Source organism: Corynebacterium sp. H128, from assembly GCF_037482625.1.
Classification (GTDB): domain Bacteria; phylum Actinomycetota; class Actinomycetes; order Mycobacteriales; family Mycobacteriaceae; genus Corynebacterium.
Genome location: NZ_JBBHKW010000006.1, coordinates 123,811 through 144,301 on the forward strand (window position 1 = coordinate 123,811; position 20,491 = coordinate 144,301).

General features: G+C 57.2%; 19 protein-coding genes. 12 read left to right on the forward strand and 7 right to left on the reverse strand.

Going from position 1 to position 20,491, the window contains the following annotated elements:
- The first annotated feature begins 7 nt into the window (after positions 1-7).
- Positions 8-658: an SOS response-associated peptidase gene (locus WG915_RS07215; protein ID WP_339564701.1), complete on the forward strand. Its 651-nt coding sequence runs from the start codon at positions 8-10 to the stop codon at positions 656-658.
- Here WG915_RS07215 and WG915_RS07220 read toward each other — a convergent pair.
- Complete coding sequence (locus WG915_RS07220; RefSeq protein WP_339564702.1) at positions 647-1,159, reverse strand: aminoacyl-tRNA deacylase; 513 nt, start codon at positions 1,157-1,159, stop codon at positions 647-649. The genes WG915_RS07215 and WG915_RS07220 overlap by 12 nt on opposite strands.
- Before the next feature lie 80 nt (positions 1,160-1,239).
- Between WG915_RS07220 and WG915_RS07225 the strand changes: the two genes are divergently transcribed.
- A complete protein-coding gene (locus tag WG915_RS07225; RefSeq protein ID WP_339564703.1) occupies positions 1,240-1,833 on the forward strand; it encodes a sigma-70 family RNA polymerase sigma factor in 594 nt (197 codons plus the stop codon).
- The gene (gene rsrA, locus WG915_RS07230) at positions 1,830-2,096 is read left to right on the forward strand and encodes a mycothiol system anti-sigma-R factor (protein WP_339564704.1); all 267 of its coding nucleotides are present in this window, start codon (positions 1,830-1,832) and stop codon (positions 2,094-2,096) included. The genes WG915_RS07225 and rsrA overlap by 4 nt, the downstream gene beginning before the upstream one ends.
- 95 nt (positions 2,097-2,191) lie before the next feature.
- Here rsrA and WG915_RS11600 read toward each other — a convergent pair whose 3' ends face one another.
- The 3 genes from WG915_RS11600 to WG915_RS07240 form a co-directional block, all read right to left on the reverse strand.
- On the reverse strand, positions 2,192-2,266 hold the full coding sequence (locus WG915_RS11600) for a 50S ribosomal protein bL37 (protein ID WP_377739391.1): 75 nt from the start codon (positions 2,264-2,266) through the stop codon (positions 2,192-2,194).
- 72 nt (positions 2,267-2,338) lie between these two features.
- Positions 2,339-2,599 (reverse strand): WhiB family transcriptional regulator, encoded by a 261-nt coding sequence (locus tag WG915_RS07235; protein WP_339564705.1) that lies wholly within the window; start codon positions 2,597-2,599, stop codon positions 2,339-2,341.
- Between the two features lie 325 nt (positions 2,600-2,924).
- A complete protein-coding gene (locus tag WG915_RS07240; protein WP_339564706.1) occupies positions 2,925-3,890 on the reverse strand; it encodes a diacylglycerol/lipid kinase family protein in 966 nt (321 codons plus the stop codon).
- Between the two features lie 59 nt (positions 3,891-3,949).
- On the opposite strand from WG915_RS07240, the gene WG915_RS07245 reads away from it, so the two are divergent.
- The gene (locus tag WG915_RS07245; RefSeq protein ID WP_339564707.1) at positions 3,950-4,375 is read left to right on the forward strand and encodes a hypothetical protein; all 426 of its coding nucleotides are present in this window, start codon (positions 3,950-3,952) and stop codon (positions 4,373-4,375) included.
- Here WG915_RS07245 and WG915_RS07250 read toward each other — a convergent pair.
- Positions 4,372-5,643: an Rv3212 family protein gene (locus WG915_RS07250; protein ID WP_339564708.1), complete on the reverse strand. Its 1,272-nt coding sequence runs from the start codon at positions 5,641-5,643 to the stop codon at positions 4,372-4,374. The genes WG915_RS07245 and WG915_RS07250 overlap by 4 nt on opposite strands.
- Entirely contained in the window at positions 5,640-6,992 is a 1,353-nt protein-coding gene (locus tag WG915_RS07255) for a DEAD/DEAH box helicase (RefSeq protein WP_339564709.1), read from the reverse strand. Before WG915_RS07255 ends, WG915_RS07250 begins: the two co-directional genes overlap by 4 nt.
- A 175-nt stretch (positions 6,993-7,167) precedes the next feature.
- Here WG915_RS07255 and WG915_RS07260 point away from each other — a divergent pair, with 175 nt between their 5' ends.
- From WG915_RS07260 to WG915_RS07295, 8 genes are all read left to right on the forward strand, one after another.
- A complete protein-coding gene (locus WG915_RS07260; RefSeq protein WP_339564710.1) occupies positions 7,168-7,392 on the forward strand; it encodes a DUF3107 domain-containing protein in 225 nt (74 codons plus the stop codon).
- A gap of 18 nt (positions 7,393-7,410) precedes the next feature.
- Positions 7,411-8,268 carry a DUF3152 domain-containing protein gene (locus WG915_RS07265; RefSeq protein ID WP_339564737.1) on the forward strand — a complete coding sequence of 286 codons (858 nt, stop codon included), beginning with the start codon at positions 7,411-7,413 and terminating at the stop codon, positions 8,266-8,268.
- A 39-nt stretch (positions 8,269-8,307) separates the two neighbouring features.
- The gene (locus tag WG915_RS07270) at positions 8,308-9,165 is read left to right on the forward strand and encodes a TIGR02569 family protein (protein ID WP_339564711.1); all 858 of its coding nucleotides are present in this window, start codon (positions 8,308-8,310) and stop codon (positions 9,163-9,165) included.
- Between the two features lie 67 nt (positions 9,166-9,232).
- Positions 9,233-12,424: an ATP-dependent DNA helicase gene (locus tag WG915_RS07275; protein WP_339564712.1), complete on the forward strand. Its 3,192-nt coding sequence runs from the start codon at positions 9,233-9,235 to the stop codon at positions 12,422-12,424.
- Positions 12,417-15,743: a UvrD-helicase domain-containing protein gene (locus WG915_RS07280; protein WP_339564713.1), complete on the forward strand. Its 3,327-nt coding sequence runs from the start codon at positions 12,417-12,419 to the stop codon at positions 15,741-15,743. Before WG915_RS07275 ends, WG915_RS07280 begins: the two co-directional genes overlap by 8 nt.
- Positions 15,744-15,781: 38 nt before the next feature.
- Positions 15,782-16,837, forward strand: coding sequence for a potassium channel family protein (locus tag WG915_RS07285; RefSeq protein ID WP_339564714.1), 1,056 nt, complete (start codon positions 15,782-15,784; stop codon positions 16,835-16,837).
- A 16-nt stretch (positions 16,838-16,853) separates the two neighbouring features.
- On the forward strand, positions 16,854-17,597 hold the full coding sequence (locus tag WG915_RS07290) for an NAD(+) diphosphatase (protein WP_339564715.1): 744 nt from the start codon (positions 16,854-16,856) through the stop codon (positions 17,595-17,597).
- Positions 17,594-19,648: an ATP-dependent DNA helicase UvrD2 gene (locus WG915_RS07295; protein WP_339564716.1), complete on the forward strand. Its 2,055-nt coding sequence runs from the start codon at positions 17,594-17,596 to the stop codon at positions 19,646-19,648. Before WG915_RS07290 ends, WG915_RS07295 begins: the two co-directional genes overlap by 4 nt.
- On the opposite strand, the gene WG915_RS07300 is transcribed toward WG915_RS07295, so the two are convergent.
- Positions 19,577-20,473, reverse strand: coding sequence for a hypothetical protein (locus tag WG915_RS07300; protein ID WP_339564717.1), 897 nt, complete (start codon positions 20,471-20,473; stop codon positions 19,577-19,579). The genes WG915_RS07295 and WG915_RS07300 overlap by 72 nt on opposite strands.
- Between the last annotated feature and the right edge of the window lie 18 nt (positions 20,474-20,491).

The window sequence follows — 20,491 nt, forward strand, 5'->3', positions numbered from 1 at the left end:
AGGGGGTATGTGTGGACGCTTTGTTCTCTTCACCACAGGTGAGTCGTTACTCGATGCCGTTGCTCGTGCCGTCCAGGAGCCCGGGCTGGCAGTTCGGGCTCCACAGGGGACGCCGGGCCCGCGCTATAACATCGCGCCAACTCAGGTGATTCCACTGGTTCGCCTCGCTGCGGACAGGAGTGAGATTCTCTTGGAACCTGCCCGGTGGGGACTTATCCCGCGCTGGAAGAAGGATGATTCTGGGCCGCCTCTGTTTAATGCCCGGGCGGAAACCGTTGCGCAGAAACCCTCTTTCCGGGACGCGTATGCGTCGGGGCGGTGCATCCTGCCTCTCGACGGCTACTACGAATGGCATGAAAAACGCCCGCACTTTGTGCGGCCGGCGACAGGCGACATGCTCTGGGCCGCTGGGTTGTGGGCCAGCGGACAAAACCGCCTATCAACCACCATGATCACCACCGCAGCGGTTGAACCGCTCAGTTGGCTGCATCACCGGCTACCCCGCTTCTTAAGCAACGCCGAAATAGTGCCCTGGTTAGCGGGTAGTGGCGAGCTGCTGCACCCCAGCTCAACCGAGTTGCTCAACGGGCTTGAAGTGACCGAAGCCGATCCGGCAGTAGGGAACGTGCGAAATGACTGCCCAGAACTAATCGGCTAACAGATCTGCGAGTTGGGCGTTCGTGGCGTCGATAAGCGTGGCGGCGGTGAGTTCCACATCGAGGCCGCGCTTGCCACCGGAAACAAAAACGGTTTCGTGAAGCTCGGCGCTGGCATCCACGACTGTAGGCAGCGCCGTCTTTTGGGCAATGGGGGAGATGCCACCAACTACGTAGCCACTACTGCGTTCGGCGAGCTTTGGGTCAGCCATCGTCACTTTGGAAACACCATGTGCTTTTGCGGCCTTCTTCAAACTGAGGGAAGCTGTGACGGGCAGGCAACAGACGCCCAGTGCGCGCCGGGTGCCCTTGCCTGCGGTGAGATCTACCAGCAAGGTTTTAAATACTCGATCTGGCGTTATGTGGAGCTCCTGTTGGAGATACTCCGCTGCTTCCGCCCCAAAATGTTGCGAGTGCGTTTCAAAGCTGTGGACGGTATAGGGCAGGCCTGCATCACTCAATTTTGCGATTGCTGCAGTGCTGGCGGACTTCTTTCGTGCCATGCGGACTCCTTTGCGTCACCGAATGCGTTTAGACTTGTGTAACAGGGAAGGCTCCACCGCGAAGAAAGGCCGCTATCTCAATGGTTGCTTATGACTCCACGCTCGTCACGCGGTTTGAGGAGGAAGCACTTCCACTCCTTGACCAACTGTACGGCGGCGCGCTACGGCTCACCCGCAACCCCGCCGATGCGGAGGATCTAGTGCAGGAAACCTACATCAAGGCGTTTAAGGCCTTCGAAGGTTTCAAACAGGGCACGAACCTCAAGGCGTGGTTGTACCGGATCATGACCAACACCTACATAAACTCCTACCGCAAGGCACAACGAGAGCCCTCGCAGTTGCCGACCGAGGAGATCACTGACTACCAGCTGTACTCCACATCCTCTCACCAGTCTGCTGGGCTGGATTCGGCCGAGGTACAGGCGCTTAAATCACTCCCGGATACGGACATTGCTGAGGCCATGAACGCCTTGACTGATGAGTATCGCATGGTGGTGTATTACGCCGATGTGGAAGGGCTTCCCTATAAGGAGGTTGCGGAGATCCTGAACATCCCTATCGGCACGGTGATGTCTCGCCTACATCGGGGAAGAAAACAACTCCGAGAAGCGTTGATGGAAGTAGCACTGAGTTACGGAATCGGATCTAAAGCAGTAGAGGGAAAGAAGCCATGAGCAACGAACATCGAGGATGCGATTGCAACTGCTCGGATACCTATGCGCGGCTAGCTGAGCTTCTCGACGGCGATTGCACGCAATCCGCCCAAGAGGAGCTGCGTGCCGCGATCGCGTCTTGTCCGCACTGTTTTGAACGCCTGGGAGTAGAAGAGGAGATACGGGAGTTGCTGCGTCGTTCCTGTGCGGCATCTGCGCCGATAACTCTGCGTCAGCGCATCTCCATTTCCATTCGAGTACAGCAGCGGGGATCATTCCGCTAATAGTTGTCTCCTTGTTAAAAGGGCGCTTGAAGTAGCGAAAAGCACCTACAAGAATACCTGTAGGTGCTTTGACGCTATGTAAGAACTAAAGACCGTTATGCGTTAGGGCGACGGCCGTGGTTTGCCTTGCCCTTACGACGATCCTTGCGCTTGCGGCCACGCTTGCTCATGGCTGCCTCCTTGGTTAGTGAAAAAGTAACTAGACTCACTCACTTTAATCGAGTGCGCCCGGGAATGGTTAATTAGACGGTTGCGCGGGTACGGCCGCGACCGCGGTTCTTACGGCGACGCAGCGCGCGACGCTCGTCTTCGCTCATACCGCCCCATACGCCGGCGTCCTGGCCGGACTCCAGTGCCCATGCCAAGCACTGTGAGGTTACTGGGCAACGGTTGCATACAACCTTTGCTGCAGCGATTTGGGCGAGAGCTGGGCCGGAATTTCCGACAGGGAAGAAGAGCTCTGGGTCTTCATCGCGGCAGACTGCTTCGTGGCGCCAATCCATGGTAAATCTCCTAACAGATAAGTTCTTACGGTGCGTTTCCTTGGTTGCAACGTCTACCGCGCGCACCAAAACAAAGGCCGGTTTCTCAGTGTGACTGAGGGAACCCAGCTATTGGTGGTTGGGTAGTGGTTTCGGTGGTGGTGACGGCTAGGGGGCTAGCTGGCGCTGAGGGGCGCTCGTTCACCAAGACGTAACCTGTTGTACTCAAGGATTTCGACTCTGGTTATTCAACCCGTCGTTTTTGTTACCGATGAATCATGACATGACAGTGCTTTCTTGGCTAGAGTTAAGGGTCAAATTGTGATCAAGTTCACTCAATATGGGGCTATAGCTGGCAAATTACATCGATCGCGTTCGGCACTGTCTGGATCTTGAGTTCCGTAGCTTTTCCAGCATATTCTCCATCTACCTGCCATTTTAGTGGCAGCTTAGAGGTGAGCGTGACTTTAGTTGCATCGTCAACTCGGGTTTCTCGGAAATCCACCCGATCCCGGGTAAGCGAATTCACAGGAATGCCCATTGCATTCATAACAGCGATAAACCCGCCCACTCCGGAAATGTCTTCCAGAGCGTACAAAGAACAGCCATCTTCTAAACGGTGTTCTGGATTGGTGACCACAGGTACCGGCCCGGCGTAAGTCCACGGGTTAGTGTTCGACACAATCACTATCGGCACGTCGCCCGCCACCGTGTCTCCATCGCGAGTGAGTGCTTCAAAATGAATGTGGGGCGGAGTGCGATGCAGCCGCCTCCAGGCGGAGAAAGCCACCAAGGAATAGTGCCAGGGCGTCGCGGGAATTCCATAGCTGCGAATCCGATCCATCTGGTTGATTACCTCGGCATCCAGTCCAAATCCAGCATTGACGCAGAACCAATGGTTGTTCACGAGTCCTACTGGCAGGCGTCGAGACGTCAGCGGAGTAAGCATTTCAGCCAGCATTTCAGCAGCAGCGCCCGGTGCATTGGGAAAGCCCAACGCGCGGGCGAACACATTCGCAGAACCTGTGGGAATGATGGCGAGCCGAGGAAGCGACTCTGCCGAGGGACGAGCGGTGGGATCGTTGCCCAGCAAACCTTTGAGAACTTCGTTGACTGTGCCGTCTCCGCCAACGGCAACAACCACGTCAAAATCGGCGCGCGTCACACCGCGCGTGAGCTCCGCAGCATGTCCGCGGTGCAGAGTATGGACCGAATGCAGCTCGGCTACCTTTCGAAGCGGCGTAATGGCTTGCCGCAGCACCTGTTCATTAATGCTGGTGGAGTTGGGGTTGGACAGCATGAGGCAACGCATGAGAGGCAAGTCTAATGGGGTGTCCTACCTAGGGTGGTAATGCACGCTAGGATATCCGTGTGAATAACACCGAATCTCGCGTCCCCGCTCCCGTAAAATACGCTGGTTATTTGGCGATCGTGCAGTCCTTGATTGGATTGTCTTACGCGGGTTTGTTGATCTACCGGGAACTCATCGGAGAACGTGGCGCGGGCGTGGTGACTGACACAGCTGCGCGTGCCAGCATGATCGGTTACGGCACCGCCATCTACTTCATTATTATTTTCGGTGCGGTGATTGCCGGTGCCATCAGTATGAACAAGGGGCGCCGGTGGGGACGCGGCCCAGTAGCGATGTTGGAGCTGTTTTTGCTGGTAGCCGCGTACTACATGTGGACTGCGGGCCAGCCAGCATTTGCGGGCGTGACGGCTGTCTCTGCAGTTGCCGGGATGCTTTTGCTGTTCAATTCCGCGTCACTGGCCTGGGCCAGCGCCAACCACCGTTAAACGCTCAATCCCACGAGGGTATCGCCACGCTTCTCGACGACAGTTTTCCCGGAAACCGCAATAGACACTGGGCCGGAATAATCGCCGCGATCCACCGGGATAGTGCGTTCAATGGCGCCATTCTCCCAGTTGCCGACGGCAATACCATTGGGAACCGGGAAGATGATGCGATCACCGACTGCGGCTCCGGTGCCGAGGGCGCCCGCAAAAACCTTTTGTATTGCCAGTGTTGAGGGATTCAGCAGGTAAATCCGTTCACCATCGAACCAGGTCATGTGATGCGGCAAGTCCGCGGTTTCCGGAGCGAAGGCTTCCCCAGTGTTGCTCTGCAGGTGCTGCGTCACCAACGGACTTTCTTGCACTTCGTGGCGAGCCTTTTCTTTGCCAGACTCGTCATATGCAATCAGGTGTGGCGGACTGCTGGGAATGTAGACCGCTGCCAGCGTTTGGCCGATACCGATGAGTTGCGCATCAGTGCCGGGTACCGCGACATCAGCCTTGATCTTTGGCTTACGGGAGTCCTCTGGAGTGGTTGCCTGGAAACGCAACATTGAGTTATTTGGCTGATCCGGGCAGGTTTCCATCACTGCGAGCAATTCCTTGCGGGTCATGGCTGATGAAATTGTGCAATCCTCATGCGGTTGCATGCCAGGTTCTTGCTTCGCTTCCTTGTCGCCGTACTCCACCGTGCGCACTAGGTCGCTTCGCCATAGCTCAACGTGTTCTGGGGAGACCACCCCGACACGGTCATTGGAGGAAATGGGGACGACAGCTGTTGAATTCGGTGCGCTGCGAGTGGCTCGGTAGGTACCAGTCTTCGCGTTGATCTGGGTCACGTCACCGCAACCTGCACTGTTGCGGTAGGTAGCAACGATACTGCTGAAACCAGCGCTGAGGGAGCATAACTCCACATCGCGCTCATAACGCCACACCTCCGCGCCATCTGCCGAATTGCGGGCAGTCAAGGTGCCACCCGTGGCAGTGATGGTTAGCCCCTCGATCACAAGCGGGCGCCGCAGTGCCGGAATCGCGGGGCTATCCGCCCGCCAGACCTCATGTAGCTTTTCAGGCGGCGCGCTGAGAGCTTCATTCGCGGATACTGTTTGCGTAGCGGGAGTGAGCTCAGACTTAGTAATCGGTGCCGTTGCCCAAACGGTTCCGACTCCAAGGGCGGCAGCGACACTAATGGCGGCAGTAGCGATGAGGTCCTTTTTGCTGCGCTGCAGCGGGGCATTCTTCGGTTGCTTAACGTGAGGTTGCGCTGTCACCTTTTGCGTGCCTTTCGACGTGGTCGAGGGTCAGCTACCCGCTCCGCGGAGGAGCGGCGTGGAGCTCTATCCCGGCCGCCGCGCAGCTTCTGTGTCGCACTGAACCCGCCGAACACTCGTTTCGGCTCCCCTAAGGAAGCTTGGGCATCTTGGGGGACATCCAAAACCTCGTAGAGTTCGGGGGACGTGGAGAACAACTGCGGTGGCTCCGGAGTTCCCAGTCCTAGTTCGGTATCGATTAATTGCCATTTAGCCAATTCATCGTAACCCACCAGCGTGATAGCAGTTCCGGTATGCCCAGCACGGCCGGTTCGCCCGATACGGTGTACGTAGGTCATCGGATCATCAGGGGTCTGGTAGTTAATCACGTGTGTGACATCGTCGACGTCGATACCACGGGCGGCCACATCCGTGGCGACGAGGATTTCAACGACACCGTCGCGAAACGCCTGCAGAGACTTTTCTCGCGCTACTTGGCCCAGATCGCCGTGTACCGCCGCTACGGTGAAACCTGCCTGCGCGAGATCATTAGCAACCTCAGCGGCGCTCCGCTTGGTGCGGGTGAAAATGATCGTGCGCCCCCGACCCTTGGCTTGCAAGGCCCGCACTAGGATCGCGACCTTGTCCATTCGGTGCGCCTGAATCATTACCTGTTTCGTGCTGGCGTGCGTTTGTTGCTCGCTATCGTTCTCAGCACGGATCTGTATCGGCTTGTGCAGGAAACTTCGGGCCAAGGTGATAATCGGCCCTGGCATAGTGGCAGAAAACAGCATTGTTTGATGCTTGTGTGTGAGAGCCTTGAGGAGCTTTTCTATCGCCGGCAGGAAACCGAGGTCAAGCATTTCATCGGCCTCATCAAGCACTAGGATCGCCACCTGATCGAGCACGAGTGCCTGCTGCTGGTGGAGGTCGATGAGGCGACCAGGGGTGCCTACGATGACGTCGACACCCGCGCGCAGGGCGCTGATCTGTTCTTCATAAGGACGACCACCGTAGACCGTCAAGACGCGGATGGGCGTGTACTTGGCGGCACGCTCCAGATCCTCGCTCACCTGTATTGCCAATTCGCGAGTGGGGGCGACAACGAGTGCGCGCGGAGTGCCATCAAGCTCAGCGATATCTGCAGCGTCAAAAACTCGGTCCAACAACGGCACGCCGAATCCCAGGGTTTTACCCATGCCGGTGCGAGCCTGGCCGATAATATCGGATCCCTCGAGCGCAATCGGGAGGGTCAACTCTTGGATGGCAAACGTGTGGGTGATGCCCTGCTCGGCTAAGGCCTGGCAAATCTCAACGGCAACGCCGAGCTCGGCAAAGGTTGGACTAGATTTTTGGTTTTGTGCAGACACGTTGTTGATCCTAGTCGGCTCTGGCCTAGAAGCGACACCGCGGAGCATTCCGCTGGGAAACTAAGGGAGCGAAACGGGATAAGATAAGGCGAACTCGCACCCCGCAGGGTGTGCCCCCTAGACTGAAAACGTTCTTCCGCTGAAGTACACCGCGAACAAAATTTAAGGACACTCAATGGATATCAAAATCGGTTTTGCAGATAGCCCGCGCGAGCTCACCTTTTCTACCGAGGCATCTCAGGAAGAGATCCAAGCAGCCGTCGCGGCCGCTATGGATCAGGATTCGGGCATGCTGGAGCTCGCGGATGACCGTGGTCGCAAGTACCTAATCCGCAATAACCGAATTGCCTACGTAGAACTCGGCACCGCTACCGTGCGCCAGGTCGGCTTCATCGGCTAAATCAAGTCGCAGTTAATGATGCAGAATTCGGAATCGTCGCTGGTCAGATTCGCGCGTGAATACGGTTGGCGGGCCTATGCCATCCCAGTGCTCTTGGTAATCACCATTTGGATCTTGGTCGATATTGTCCACGAGCCTGCCGAGCCGATTCACCACGAAATAGCGGCTAGCGAGCCTGCTCCGCAGTCCCGAGGTGCGGGGCCGATTCCGGCTGACGCGGATCCGATTTCATTAGCAACTGGTCAGTTGCCAGATGGAGGGCCTTTTACGGAAACTGGAGAGGATACTTTCCGGGTAGTAGGTTCTCCTGGGCCGAAAGTAGGCGAGGGGAAAGAGCACCCCATCACCTATGTGGTGGAAATTGAGAACGGCGTCAATACTGCTGCGTACGGTGGGGATGCAGCCGTAGCCGCAATGATTGATGCCACCCTTGCCAATCCAAAAGGATGGACCGCTGATCCCGCATTTTCCTTCCAGCACGTGGCTCCTGATCAAAATCCGACGCTCCGAATTCAACTCACCTCTGTTGGTACCACTCATGCGGTTTGTGGCGACGATCTGAAGATGGAAACGAGCTGCTACATGCCGGTCGGGGAACGGGTGCTGCTCAACGAATCACGCTGGGTGCGCGGGGCGGTGACCGCTCAAGGTGATATCGGTAGCTATCGGCAATATTTGATCAACCATGAAGTCGGCCACGCGCTGGGTTACGCGGAGCATGCGGTATGCCCAGCAACGGGCGAGCTTGCCCCGATAATGATGCAGCAAACCCTGAGTCTGAATAACTCCGAACTGCACCGGATTGACCCACATGAGGTGTATCGCGACGATCAAGTTTCCTGCGGTTTCAACCCCTGGCCGTTCCCTCGGTCCTGAGTGCACTCAACGAATTTTGTGTGAAAGGTGTTCGGCCCAATGACGAAGAATTCATTACCAGATCATGTCCGGGCGGCATTCCATGCTGAATCCGGCGACGCGGTGCCGATGGGATATGCCTGGGACTATGGCTTCAAAGTTGGGCATGTGGTGCTCAGCCCAGTTTTGGATCCGGACAACGCCGCTTGGTCAGCTAAAGTTCGCGAAAATCTGCATGTAGAAGGCTTGCGGGTGGCTCGTCCCGTTCGCTCCACGGACGGTCGGTACATTGTTTCCGGCTGGAAGGCATCGAGTTTCGGGGCGGGCGAATTGGCATCTGGGCGTGTTGACGAGACTGCCACCGCCGCGTTGCGGCTTGCAGATGCATTGGCGCAGCTGCCTGCACCAGATTTTGTGACGGTACCGATTACCAAGAAGTGGGCCCCACACGAGATCTACCGCGTTGCTGATCATGCTGCCTGGTCCGATGATCCAGCAGAGGTGCTTTCGATCGGACTTGATACGGCCGCAGCCGCAAGTGCTGAGTTGCAGGCCGCACTATTGCTCGCCGCTCGCATTGGGCCATTGATTCCGCACACTGCGGCTCCTATGCAGGTTGGGCATGCTGACATGCTCAGTACAACTTTGCTGTCGGGGACTCAGTCGCCATTAGTGACGGACATCGTGGCTACTGTGCGTCCTCACGGATATACCGCCGCGCTCACGGTAGTAGATGGGCTGCTTTTCGACGCCGTGGACGATGCCGTCGTGCACCGCTTTTCGCACGTGCCTGATTTCACCGCGTTGCTCCTGCGTGCCTTGTTATATCGCATTTTTGTTTCGGTACTCCAAGAGGAAGACCAGAAAGTAATGGCGGTGCGCTTAGGTAGGGTGGCGGAAACCCTCATCCATATTTAGCACACATGTTCTGGGTGTTGTGGTGGGTAACCGCAGTGATGTCCGACTGCTCTGCCACAATGGTGGCATGACAGATTTCGTGCCTTCCGCCCGGTTCGCACCACCGGAAAAGCTGGAAGTAAAGCTGGTCCCTGCGCCAGAGGCGACTGCAGCGTCGCGGACATGGTCAGAACCGGCGCGAGGATTGCTCACGGCTGCACAAACTGAAAAACCCGGTCGGTGGCGGGTCACCGGCACCGCTGGCTCCGGCGTGACGTCATTGGTGATTGATACGGTGCTGGCGCGAATTAAAGCTGGTGTTGATCCAGCGCGGATCTTAGTACTGGCTACTTCTAAGGAATCCGGCGCAATCCTACGTCGCGAATTAGCGCTAGAACTACCACGAATCGGGTATGCCTCCGAAGCGCCACTGGTGCGGTCTGTGCACTCCTTTGCTTTCGCATTGGTGCGGAGCGCACGGCTTGGCACTGCGGAAGGGCAAGAAGATGCGGCATTAGGGCGAAGCCCACGCCTTATAACCGGCGCTCAGCAGGATGTCCTTATTCAGGAGCTTCTCCAAATCCAAGCTGAGCAGGCGGAGAGTTATTGGCCAGAAAATGTGCGGGACGCCCTTTTGATGGTCGGTTTTGCGCGCCAGTTGCGTGATTTCCTGCTTCGAGCTCAAGAACGCGGACTCGGTCCCTCTGATCTACAGAGCCTTGGTGCCATCCACAACCGGCCGATGTGGGTAGCGGCAGGAGCTTTCCTCCAGGAGTATGAGCAGCTTACTCAGCTCTCCGGAGCCCAACTCTATAACGCATCGGAGCTGGTTGCAGCGGCGCTAGCGCATCTGGAGGCAGATCAAGAGTTTCTGCTGGAGCAGCAAAGTCGGATAGAGAGCATCATCGTTGACGATGCTCAAAACTTAGATCCAGAGTCAGCGAAACTAGTGGAGAAATTCAGTGCCTCTGCTCGGTTCTCACTCTTAGCAGGAAATCCTGAGCATGCCGTCTTTCATTTTCGAGGAGCTTCACCCGCATCATTACAGCAGTGGGAGATTGATCACGAGATCCGTCTTTCACGCCGATTCTATGTGCCGACTACGAGCATTCGTTACGCCGAGACCCCTGCGACTGAGCTTGCTGTAATCGCGAACCGACTGCGACGAGCTCACCTTATAGACGGCGTGCCGTGGCGCGATATGGCGGTTGTCGTGCGAACGAGCGGCGCTGTGGCTGGTTTGCGTAGAGCATTGTTGGCAGCTGGCGTCCCCGTTACATTGCAGCCCACCGATGTGGTCTTGGCGGAGCAACGTCTTGTCTCCAGCCTGTTGCTCGCGCTCAAGGCGGTTTCTGATGAACTCACCCAGTCTGAGCTGGAGGAGCTAGTGCTCGGACCCATCGGCGGTGCGGACTCAGTTACATTACGGCGCCTCTTGCGCGGGCTACGTCAGGCGGAAATGAAGCGGGGCGGAATCCGTCGCGCTAGTGACGTGCTGCGAGCGGCGCTGACTACCTCCGAGCCGATGCCCGAGGAATTCCGCTCATTTCTGACAGATAGAGAGCAAGAGATCTTCGACCGGCTGCACCGCGTCCTGACGGCAGGTATCGCAGCCACCAAGCAGGGCGCTTCGGTAGAACTAGTACTTTGGGAAGTATGGGATGCCACCGAGCTATCGGATCGGCTCATGAATGCTTCTCTGAGAGGCGGCGCAGCAGGCAGCCAGGCTGATCTCGACCTCAATGCTGTGATGGCGCTTTTCGACGCCGCAGGTGACTTCGTTGAGCGAACTCCAGCCGCCTCATTGAACAGATTTGTGTCTCATATCGCCGAGCAAGAGCTTCCCACCGGTGCGCGTGATCGCCGCGGCTTTGCACCTGAGGCAGTGGCATTGTTGACGGCTCACGCCACGATCGGCCGGAACTGGCCAATCGTAGTGGTCGCTAACGTGCAAGAAGGATCGTGGCCGGCACTTGCAGAAACAGGGTCTCTCTTTGGACAAGAGGACCTCATTGAGCTGCATGACCGTGGCATCGACCCCAACCTGATTACCTCTCGCACCGCTGAGAAAGTTTCCGAAGAACGTCGATTGTTCCGGATGGCGTGTTCGCGTGCTACCGCGCAATTGCTGGTAACCGCCGTGATTTCCCCCGATTCAGATGAAGTCGATGAGCCATCGCGCTTTCTTGAAGAACTTGGGGAAGAGCTCGATGTACAGGTCGGATTCGATGGTGCACCTGAATTAGTTCCCGGAGATGCCACGGCGACGAAAGATACCTCTGCATTTCCGCGGGTGCTCTCTCGCAGCAGCGTCATTGCGGAACTTCGTCGCGTGCTTGAATCTGCGGATGCAGCTGCGGGGCTCAAAGCAGAGGCCGCCCGCCAGCTGGCAAGGCTAGCAAAGGCTGGGCTGTATGGTGCGCATCCCGATCACTGGTGGGGATTGGCAGCGCCATCAGAAACCGAGACTGTGCTGAAAATTCAAGACCACGTGCGAATATCTCCCTCGAAAATCGAGACCGCACTGCTGTGTCCGCTTCGCGCGGCCTTGAGTAGCTACGGGGAGGACGATGACAGTCCGATTTACCTCTTCAAAGGCATACTCCTGCATGCAGGCGCAGAAGCCGCTGCCTGTGGAGTTAGTCGCACTGAGATAGAACAAATTCTCGACGAAGCCTATGCCGCTAACACTGAGTTTCCCAGCTGGAAGCAAGATGCCGAAACCGCAGATTGGCACCGAGTAGTAACCCGCACACTGGATTGGGTGGAGGGACGCTCGCTCCTCGGGGCAGAAGTGACAGTAAACGTGCCGGTAGCGCAGCTGGATGACGGAACTCCGGTGCATATCGCGGGCCGTATGGATCGGCTTGAACGAAACTCTGCCGAGGAATTCCTGGTAGTGGATCTTAAAACTGGCAAGACGTCGGTATCCGGGGAAGAGGTCAAAACTCACCCGCAACTATTTGCATATCAACTCGCCCTAGCCTGTGGTTCTTGGAATGAGGGGCAAGTGACAACCTCTGGACAGCAGCCAGACCCGAGTCGGCTTGGTGGCGGGCTGCTGGTTTATCCTGCTTCTCCCACTGTGAAAGTGAAGGAGATGATGCAAGACCCCAAGAGCGCAGAACAGTTAGCGGAATTTGCGCGTTTGTTGCCTGATGTCGTTGTGTCACTGATCGGGCCCGAATTCTTGGCCACTCAAAATAAGCATTGCGATCTTTGCACACTGAAGTCGATGTGCCCCGCTAGGGCGGAAGGACAGGCCCTGACTAATGTTTAACTCCCGAATTTCTCCTGCGGACCTAGCTATCGCTCAACAACAGAAGTTCCCTCCGACTCCACAACAAGAAGAGGTCATTGGGGCGGCACCTGGGCCGATGCTCGTCGTCGCCGGCGCTGGAGCAGGTAAGACCGAAACAATGGCGAATCGCGTGGTGTGGCTCGTTGCTAACGGCTTCGTAGAACCGGAACGGGTACTGGGATTGACATTCACCCGTAAGGCAGCCCAAGAACTGCGCAAACGCATTCGAGACCGGCTGACTTCTTTTGCTATGTCCCCGCAGGCCCGTGACGTTGACCCGACGCTGCAGTTGCTCAAACTGCTCGAAAACATCAACCCCACGGTTTCTACTTATGACTCCTACGCAGGTCGCATCGTAGGAGAGTACGGTCTTTTGCTCCCCGTCGAGCCCTCGGCACGATTGATCACTAACACCGAGCTCTTTAGCATCGCACGAGAAGTTGTAAGCAATTACCGCGGGGAACTTAGCGAGACGAATCAGCTAAGAAATGTCACCAAGAATCTGCTTGATCTAACTGCGGAAATCGATAATCACATGGTGACTCTCACAGATATCGTAGAAGAGTCGAACGCCTTTCTAAGCGCGTTCGACGACGCGGTTGATGCCAAAGGTAAACCAGCAAAACGCACTGCAGCACGCAGTAAGTTCTTAGACCCGCAGTCGCGGAGGCTGCAGTTCCTGCCACTCGTTCAGATCTTGAAGCAGGAGCTTGCCGCGCGGAACGTGATCACCTTCGGCGAGCAGATGTCCTTGGCTGCTCGAGTGGCCTCCCTGCATCCTGAGGTAGGACAGCGCGAACGCGCGAAATTTGGTGTGGTCATGCTGGATGAATACCAAGACACTTCCCACGCCCAACGTGTTCTGCTGCGAAGCTTGTTCGGAGGGCACGATCCGAGCTTAACCGTCAATGCCGTGGGAGATCCCATGCAATCCATTTATGGTTGGCGTGGGGCTACTGCAGCGAACCTTGCACGGTTTGTCGATGATTTTCCGCAGGTTACTCCGGAAGGCGCAGTGTCCGGAGAGGCCCCTAAAGCAGAATTGACGCTATCGTTCCGAAACCCATCGAAAGTGCTCACAGCAGCCAATGTGGTTGCCGATGCTGCTTTCAAAGCCCACGGAAGTAAGCGCCCCGTCCAGCCTCTTGCAGCTCTAGCTGCTCGTGGTGAGGGCCAAGTGAAGCTTGCATGGTTTGCTAACGCGCGGCAAGAGGTTGATTGGGTAGCAAACAATCTGGCCGAGGCATTTCACGGGCCGCGTACTGATGAGTTCACTGGTGCGGTGCTCGTGCGGAAGAAGAAGCATATTGCCCCCATGGTTGCAGCTCTCCGAGAGCGGGAAGTCCCAGTTGAAGTGGTGGGACTCTCTGGTCTGCTGACAGTTCCGGAAGTGCAAGATCTCATCTGCATCGCCAAGATGCTAATCAATCCCCAAGACAATGAAGCAGCGCTGCGTATCCTTGCCGGACCGGCGATGCAGCTCGGCTCCAACGATCTGATTGCGCTGCACAAGCGTGCCAGGAATCTAGGGGGACGAACCAAGGACAATGCTGGCGAGGAACCCCACGACCCGCTGGCCAAACTTAAATGGATCGTTGCAAATGCCGAAAGTCCCGATCCCGCCGTATCCGTCGGGCTGACCGACGCCATTGCAGACCTCGGGGAATCCGAAAAGTACTCCGACTCGGGATACCAACGGCTCCGAGAACTGGCGGCAGCGCTCCGGCACCTGCGTACACACAGCATCAGCCGTGGGCTCAGTGATCTCTTTTCCGACATCGAAACAGTCATGGGGGTCCGGACAGAAGTACTTGCCAGACAAGACCCACAGGCAGATGGTGCGATCGGAACTGTTCACCTAGATGCCTTTGCCGCAGAAGTAGCCGCGTTTGAAAGCACCCCAGGAGCAACACTGCGAGGACTCCTAGACTATTTTGATCTGGCAGTGGCAGAGGAAGATGGCTTGGAACCTGGGGAAGTCAGCGTGAGATCCGAGCGCGTGCAGTTGCTTACCGTTCACAAGTCAAAGGGCTTGGAGTGGCAGCACGTTGCCGTAGTCCACGCTGATAATCGCACCTATGTCGACGAAACCGCTAAAGGATATTCCGTGAAGACATGGCTGGGCGACATCACCAAGATCCCATCCACACTGCGTGGCGATGCCCGCGCAGCCGATGACCTTTCCGGTGCACCAGTATTAGACATTGCAGGTATCGAAGAAATCAAGGAACTCGATCAGGCTATCGCTGAGCACAAAGCAGAATTTCGGCGCAACGAAGAAGCCGAAGCGACGCGGCTGTTCTATGTGGCGATCACACGCAGTCAGCAGAACCTCTATGTGTCTGCGTCCTATAACTGGGCAAGTAAGGAATACAACCAAAATGCCCCCTATCAGCATCTGCTCAACATTAAGGAAGCACTGCCAGAATCCGTCGACTATTGGGAGGAAGACTTCAGTGAATCCCAAGAGGCAGTAGCTCCCGAGTCCGGGATCTTCCCGGTGGATGCGCTCGGCGGGCGTCGACAAGCAGTGGCCGATGGCGCTGCCCGCGTCAGGGCTGCAATCGAAACCGGGCTGCCGGATCGCAGCGCAGACAGTGAGCTTAGTAAACAATGGGAAACCGATGTCACCGCGCTCATCCAAGAGCAAGACAGACTCAGCGCTACACACATCGAGGTCCCCGTACTTGCGGAATTGACGGCGACCGACATGGTGGCGCTTTCCGCGAACCCTGAGTTTTTTGCACGTCGCAGCATCCGTCCAGTGCCATTCAAACCAAATTCCTTTGCCAAGCGAGGCACGGCATTCCACGAATGGCTCGAGCAGCGCTTCGGCGCTACTTCACTCCTGGATGAGGAACAGTTGCCGGGGATGGGCGAGGAGCTAGTCAGCGACGCAGCTGTAATCAAACTCAAAGAAGCGTTCCTTGCCTCCGAATGGGCCGACCGGACACCAGCATATGTTGAGCAACCATTTGAAGTCAGTATCGGTGCTCACGTAGTGCGGGGACGGATGGACGCGATATTTCACGAAGGCGAAGAAGAAGATTCTGGCTGGATGGTCGTTGACTGGAAGACCGGCAAGCCTCCCGCTGGGGCGGAACTACGTTCGGCCAGTATCCAGCTTGCTGTGTACCGTCTTGCGTGGGCCGAACTGCTTTCTATGCGACTCGGTAGGCAAGTGGACCCATCGGAAATTCGCGCAGCCTTTTACTACGTAGGGGCAGGATTTTCTTATGAGCCAGGTAGACTACCTGTCGCTAGTGAATTGGCGCAGCTATTGCAGCCGATGAGCTGAGCACGTCACCAACGAAGATGAGAAGGCGGGAGCTAGGGATGCGAAAACGGATCGGAGAACAGTTCCGCGGTGACATGGAACTCAACGATCTTCCGGATCACGCCCTGACTAACATTGTCCGGATTCCGGGCGGTAGTTATGCCAGTCCGTGGGCGTTGATCATCCGTCGGTTCGTCTACGCCACATTGCTCATGACTCTTGTTGCGCTACTCGCGTACTTTGATGAAGGTGGCTATACAGAGCATCTGACGTTCATCGATGCCGTGTATTACTCAGCGGTATCAATGTCCACCACGGGATACGGTGACATTACGCCGGTGACGCAGCACGCTCGTCTCATCAATATCATCATTATCACCCCACTTCGGATCGCCTTCCTGATCCTCTTGGTCGGCACGACCTTGTCCGTGCTCACCGAGGAATCTCGACGGGCCTTGCAAATTCAACGCTGGAGGAAGCGCTTGCGCAATCACACTGTAGTCATCGGATTCGGCACCAAGGGTCGCTCCGCCGTCGCAGCCTTGCTCGCTGACGGCACCCCGGCTAGTCAGATCGTGGTCATCGACAATGATCTGCATGCGCTCGAACTTGCCTCCAACCAGGGCCTAGCCACCGTTCAAGGTTCGGCCACCAAGTCTGATGTGCTGAAACTTGCAGGTGTTACTAGGGCCAAAGCCGTGGTAGTTGCACCAAACCTGGACGACACCGCTGTTCTGGTCACCTTGTCCGTGCGTGAGATCGCACCGAGCGCCATGATTGTCGCGAGTGTGCGAGAGTCAGAAAATATGCACCTCCTGCGGCAGTCCGGTGCGGATTCCGTGGTGATTTCCTCTGAGACAGCCGGCCGCCTCCTCGGGCTAGCCACCGTGACCCCTTCAGTGGTGGAAATGATGGAGGACTTGCTCTCCCCAGACGAAGGGTTCTCCATCGCCGAGCGCCTGGTGGGGGAGGACGAAGTTGGTGCCAATCCTCGTCACCTAGCAGACATCGTTCTCGGTGTGGTGCGCTCTGGCGAGCTGTACCGCATCGATGCCCCAGAAGCTGAAATCGTGGAGCCAGGCGACCGCCTGCTCTACGTCCGACGAGTATTCTAAGGCGGCCTGACAGTTCGTGTCCTCCTTGATTGTCACGCCACGCTATCGCACGCTTGTCGACGACAATGGTTCCGCGCTCTGGCTGCCAGCAGCCGCCCTCGCGCATCTCTCCAGCAACCTTGACTGGCCACACCACGCTGTTCGAGTCAGTGAAGAAGAACTAGAAGCCCTGCGCGACCAGCATGATGCTCGAGTGGCGTCGATACGCGACCTCACTGATGATGCCCGCGTAATGCGCGCCGTCGCCCTGCTGCGGCATCGTGAGGACTTCCACTTCGATCCCCGCACAGGTGGGCCACTGCATCAGCATGAAACGCATGCGACGACTGCTGAGGGAAGCGTGGTGTTTCCGCGCATCGATCCCGCCGTGATTGGCATAGTGGAGCTGCGCGGAAGAAACCAGATTCTACTCGGGCGAAACCGGCTGCGACCCGCCTACTTTTCCCTGATCGCCGGGTATGTTTCTCCAGGGGAAAACCTAGAGGCGGCGTTCGCCCGTGAGGTACTGGAAGAAACCGGTCGGAGGGTAGAAACACCGACATATCTGAGTTCACAATCGTGGCCGATGACCGGGTCATTGATGGTAGGTTTTCATGCCTTCACGGAAGACGAAGCACCGATTCAAGACCCAGATGAAGAACTAGCGGAATCGCGGTGGGCTGGATTGCAGGATCTTGACGCCTTGCCGATTTCACCACCCGGTTCCATCGCCCGAACGCTTATTGACAACTGGATCAGCGCACAGAAGGAACAAGCATGATTGATTTGAGCAAGCTCGATGAAGATCAACGCGCTGCTGCCACAGCACCGCGGGGGCCGGTGTGCATTCTGGCTGGTGCAGGTACCGGTAAAACTCGCACAATTACCTATCGCATAGCGCACCTAATCGACCAAGGTTTTGTTAGCCAAAATCGGGTGCTTGCGGTGACATTTACCAGCCGTGCGGCCACTGAAATGAGGCACCGCTTGGCGTTGATGGGAATTGGGGCAGTCCAAGCGCGCACCTTTCACGCAGCAGCGCGGAAGCAACTGCAATACTTCTGGCCACAAGTGGCAGGCTCCCTGCGTTGGACTTTGATCGACAATAAGTTTCCACTGGTTGGGCGGGCAGTGCGCTCGGTGGGGCTCGAATCCAGCACGGACCAAGTTCGCGATATTCTCGGCGAGATCGAGTGGGCGAAGGCCAGTTTGATCACGCCAGCTCAGTATGCGGAACTTGCGCCACAGCACCATCGCACCCCGCCGGTCGCCGCGGAACAAGTGGCGGAAGTCTATCGGCGCTATGAAGCGGCCAAAGCCACTGAAAATGGCATGCTGCTGGACTTTGATGACCTGCTGCTGCACACCGCGGGGGCCATCGAGAATTCGCCGGCGGTAGCGGAAGAATTCCGCGCACAATACCGCAGCTTCGTGGTGGATGAGTATCAGGACGTGACCCCGCTCCAACAAAGGGTACTGCAGGCTTGGTTGGGAGACCGAGACGATCTCACCGTGGTCGGTGATGCTAACCAGACCATTTACTCGTTTACCGGGGCAACTCCGAACTACTTGCTGGACTTTTCGCGGACGTATCCGCACGCCACAGTGGCGCGCTTGCAGCGTGACTACCGATCCACTCCGGAAGTAACGCGGCTAGCCAACACAGTTATTGGGCAAGCTAAAGGGCGGGTAGCGGGGACACGGCTCGAGCTCGTGGGCATGCGTCCGAGCGGCCCCGAGCCGACATTTAAGTCCTATCCAGATGAAACCGCCGAGGCCCGCGCGGTTGCTAAGCGCATCAAGGAGCTCATCGCGGCCGGGACCTCAGCGCGAGAGATCGCAGTGCTCTATCGAATAAATGCGCAGTCGGCAGTATTTGAAACCGCACTGGCAGATGCCGGGATTGTATTCCAAGTCCGCGGCGGAGATGGCTTCTTCCAGCGCGCAGAGATCAAGCAGGCGATCTCCACTTTGGTTCGTACCGCGCAGCGAGACGACCTGCCAGAAGAAGCTATCGGGCCACGGGTGGCTGTGCTAGCCCGTGCAGCGCTAGCTCCTTTGGGACTCACTCCCACTGAGCCGGAAGGCGCACAGGCTCGGGAACGCTGGCAAATGCTCACTGCGCTCGTAGAACTGATCGAGGAGCTCGGAACAGCCACCCCTGATAGCGATCTCCAGGCTATCCTCATTCAGCTGAAGAACCGCGCGGAAGCCAAAGCTCCACCGCAGGTAGATGGGGTTACGCTAGCCTCTCTCCACGCGGCGAAGGGACTGGAATGGGATGCTGTATTCCTGGTTGGCTTGGTGGAAAACACGCTGCCGATCTCTTTTGCGATCAAGGCTGGGGACGCAGAAATCGAAGAAGAACGCAGGCTGTTTTATGTCGGGATTACGCGCGCGCGGGAGCATTTGAACTGCTCCTGGGCGTTGGCGCGACAGGAAGGCGGTCGGCAATCGCGTAAACGAAGCCGGTTCCTAGACGGAATCGTCGCCGAAGCCGTCGATGTCCCGCCCCGCAGCGTCCGTCCTAAGCGGTGCCGCGTTTGCGGCACACCACTCAGCACACCACAGGCTAAGGTTCTCGGTCGCTGCGAAGACTGCCCGAGCGATGCAGATGAGGGACTTTTTGAGAAGCTTCGTGCGTGGCGGTTGGACATCGCGAAAGAGCTACAGGTACCGGCATATATCGTCTTTACTGATGCCACCCTGATGGCGATCGCCGAAGCCCAGCCACAGACGGAGGAAGAACTGTTAGACGTTTCAGGAATTGGCCCGGTCAAGGTCGCGAATTTCGGCGAATCCCTGCTTGAGGTGCTGCGTCTCGAAGCATAAAGGGCACCCAGCATGACTGCGCAAAAAGAACTCTCGGTGCGTCCGGTACGGATCTACTTGCAACGTTCGGCCGGGAGCAAGTGGCGCTACCGGACTGCCGACGGCAGGTGAATGCATCCCTAAGTGCTGCAATACCAGCGCGACAGCTTGTGCCGCGGTGGCTGCAACCAGTACCAGCGACGGTGCTGCCGCAGATACCGACAGCTGGGTGAGCAGCTGTGTCCAGTAAGGGTCTACTGCAACTCGATGCAAATCAACGCACAGCGGACAAGGGCCCGAATCATGGGAAGCGACGGGGCCGACGAGGCCAATGCCGTCGACAAGCGCAACAGGCAAAAAGAACTCCCGGTGACCGTTGCGAACCGCCGGCGCCAACGCCCGCGAATGCGCTAGTTTATCCGCAGCCACTAGCGGCACCTCTGGAGGCAACATTCGCAAGAAGCGGGTATCCGTCTCGCCTCTGAGCGGACGTCGGACTGTACAACCGCTGCGTGCCAACAGCTCTGATATTTCTGAGGCCAGCGCACCACGACCAAGAACACCGACCCGAGGCTCGACCGTGCTGCAGCGCAAAAGGATTCCGAAAGCGAGTAAGTCCGCAATAAGCGAACTCGCAGCGGTAGCATCCAGCCCGCTGGACACCAACCTCGTCTGTAGTTCATCCCTACTCACTGGTGCTCGAGTGGCATTGAGCGTATTCACCACGGCCCCGATATGTTGCGGTGCAATCGAATCAATGATCCCAGACCTCGTCGCGTCGACCCCAAACTGTAGTGCCGGCCCGGGGCGAATCACGATCCGAGCAGCACAAGTTAGCTTTAGCATTCCCCCCATGTGCCATAC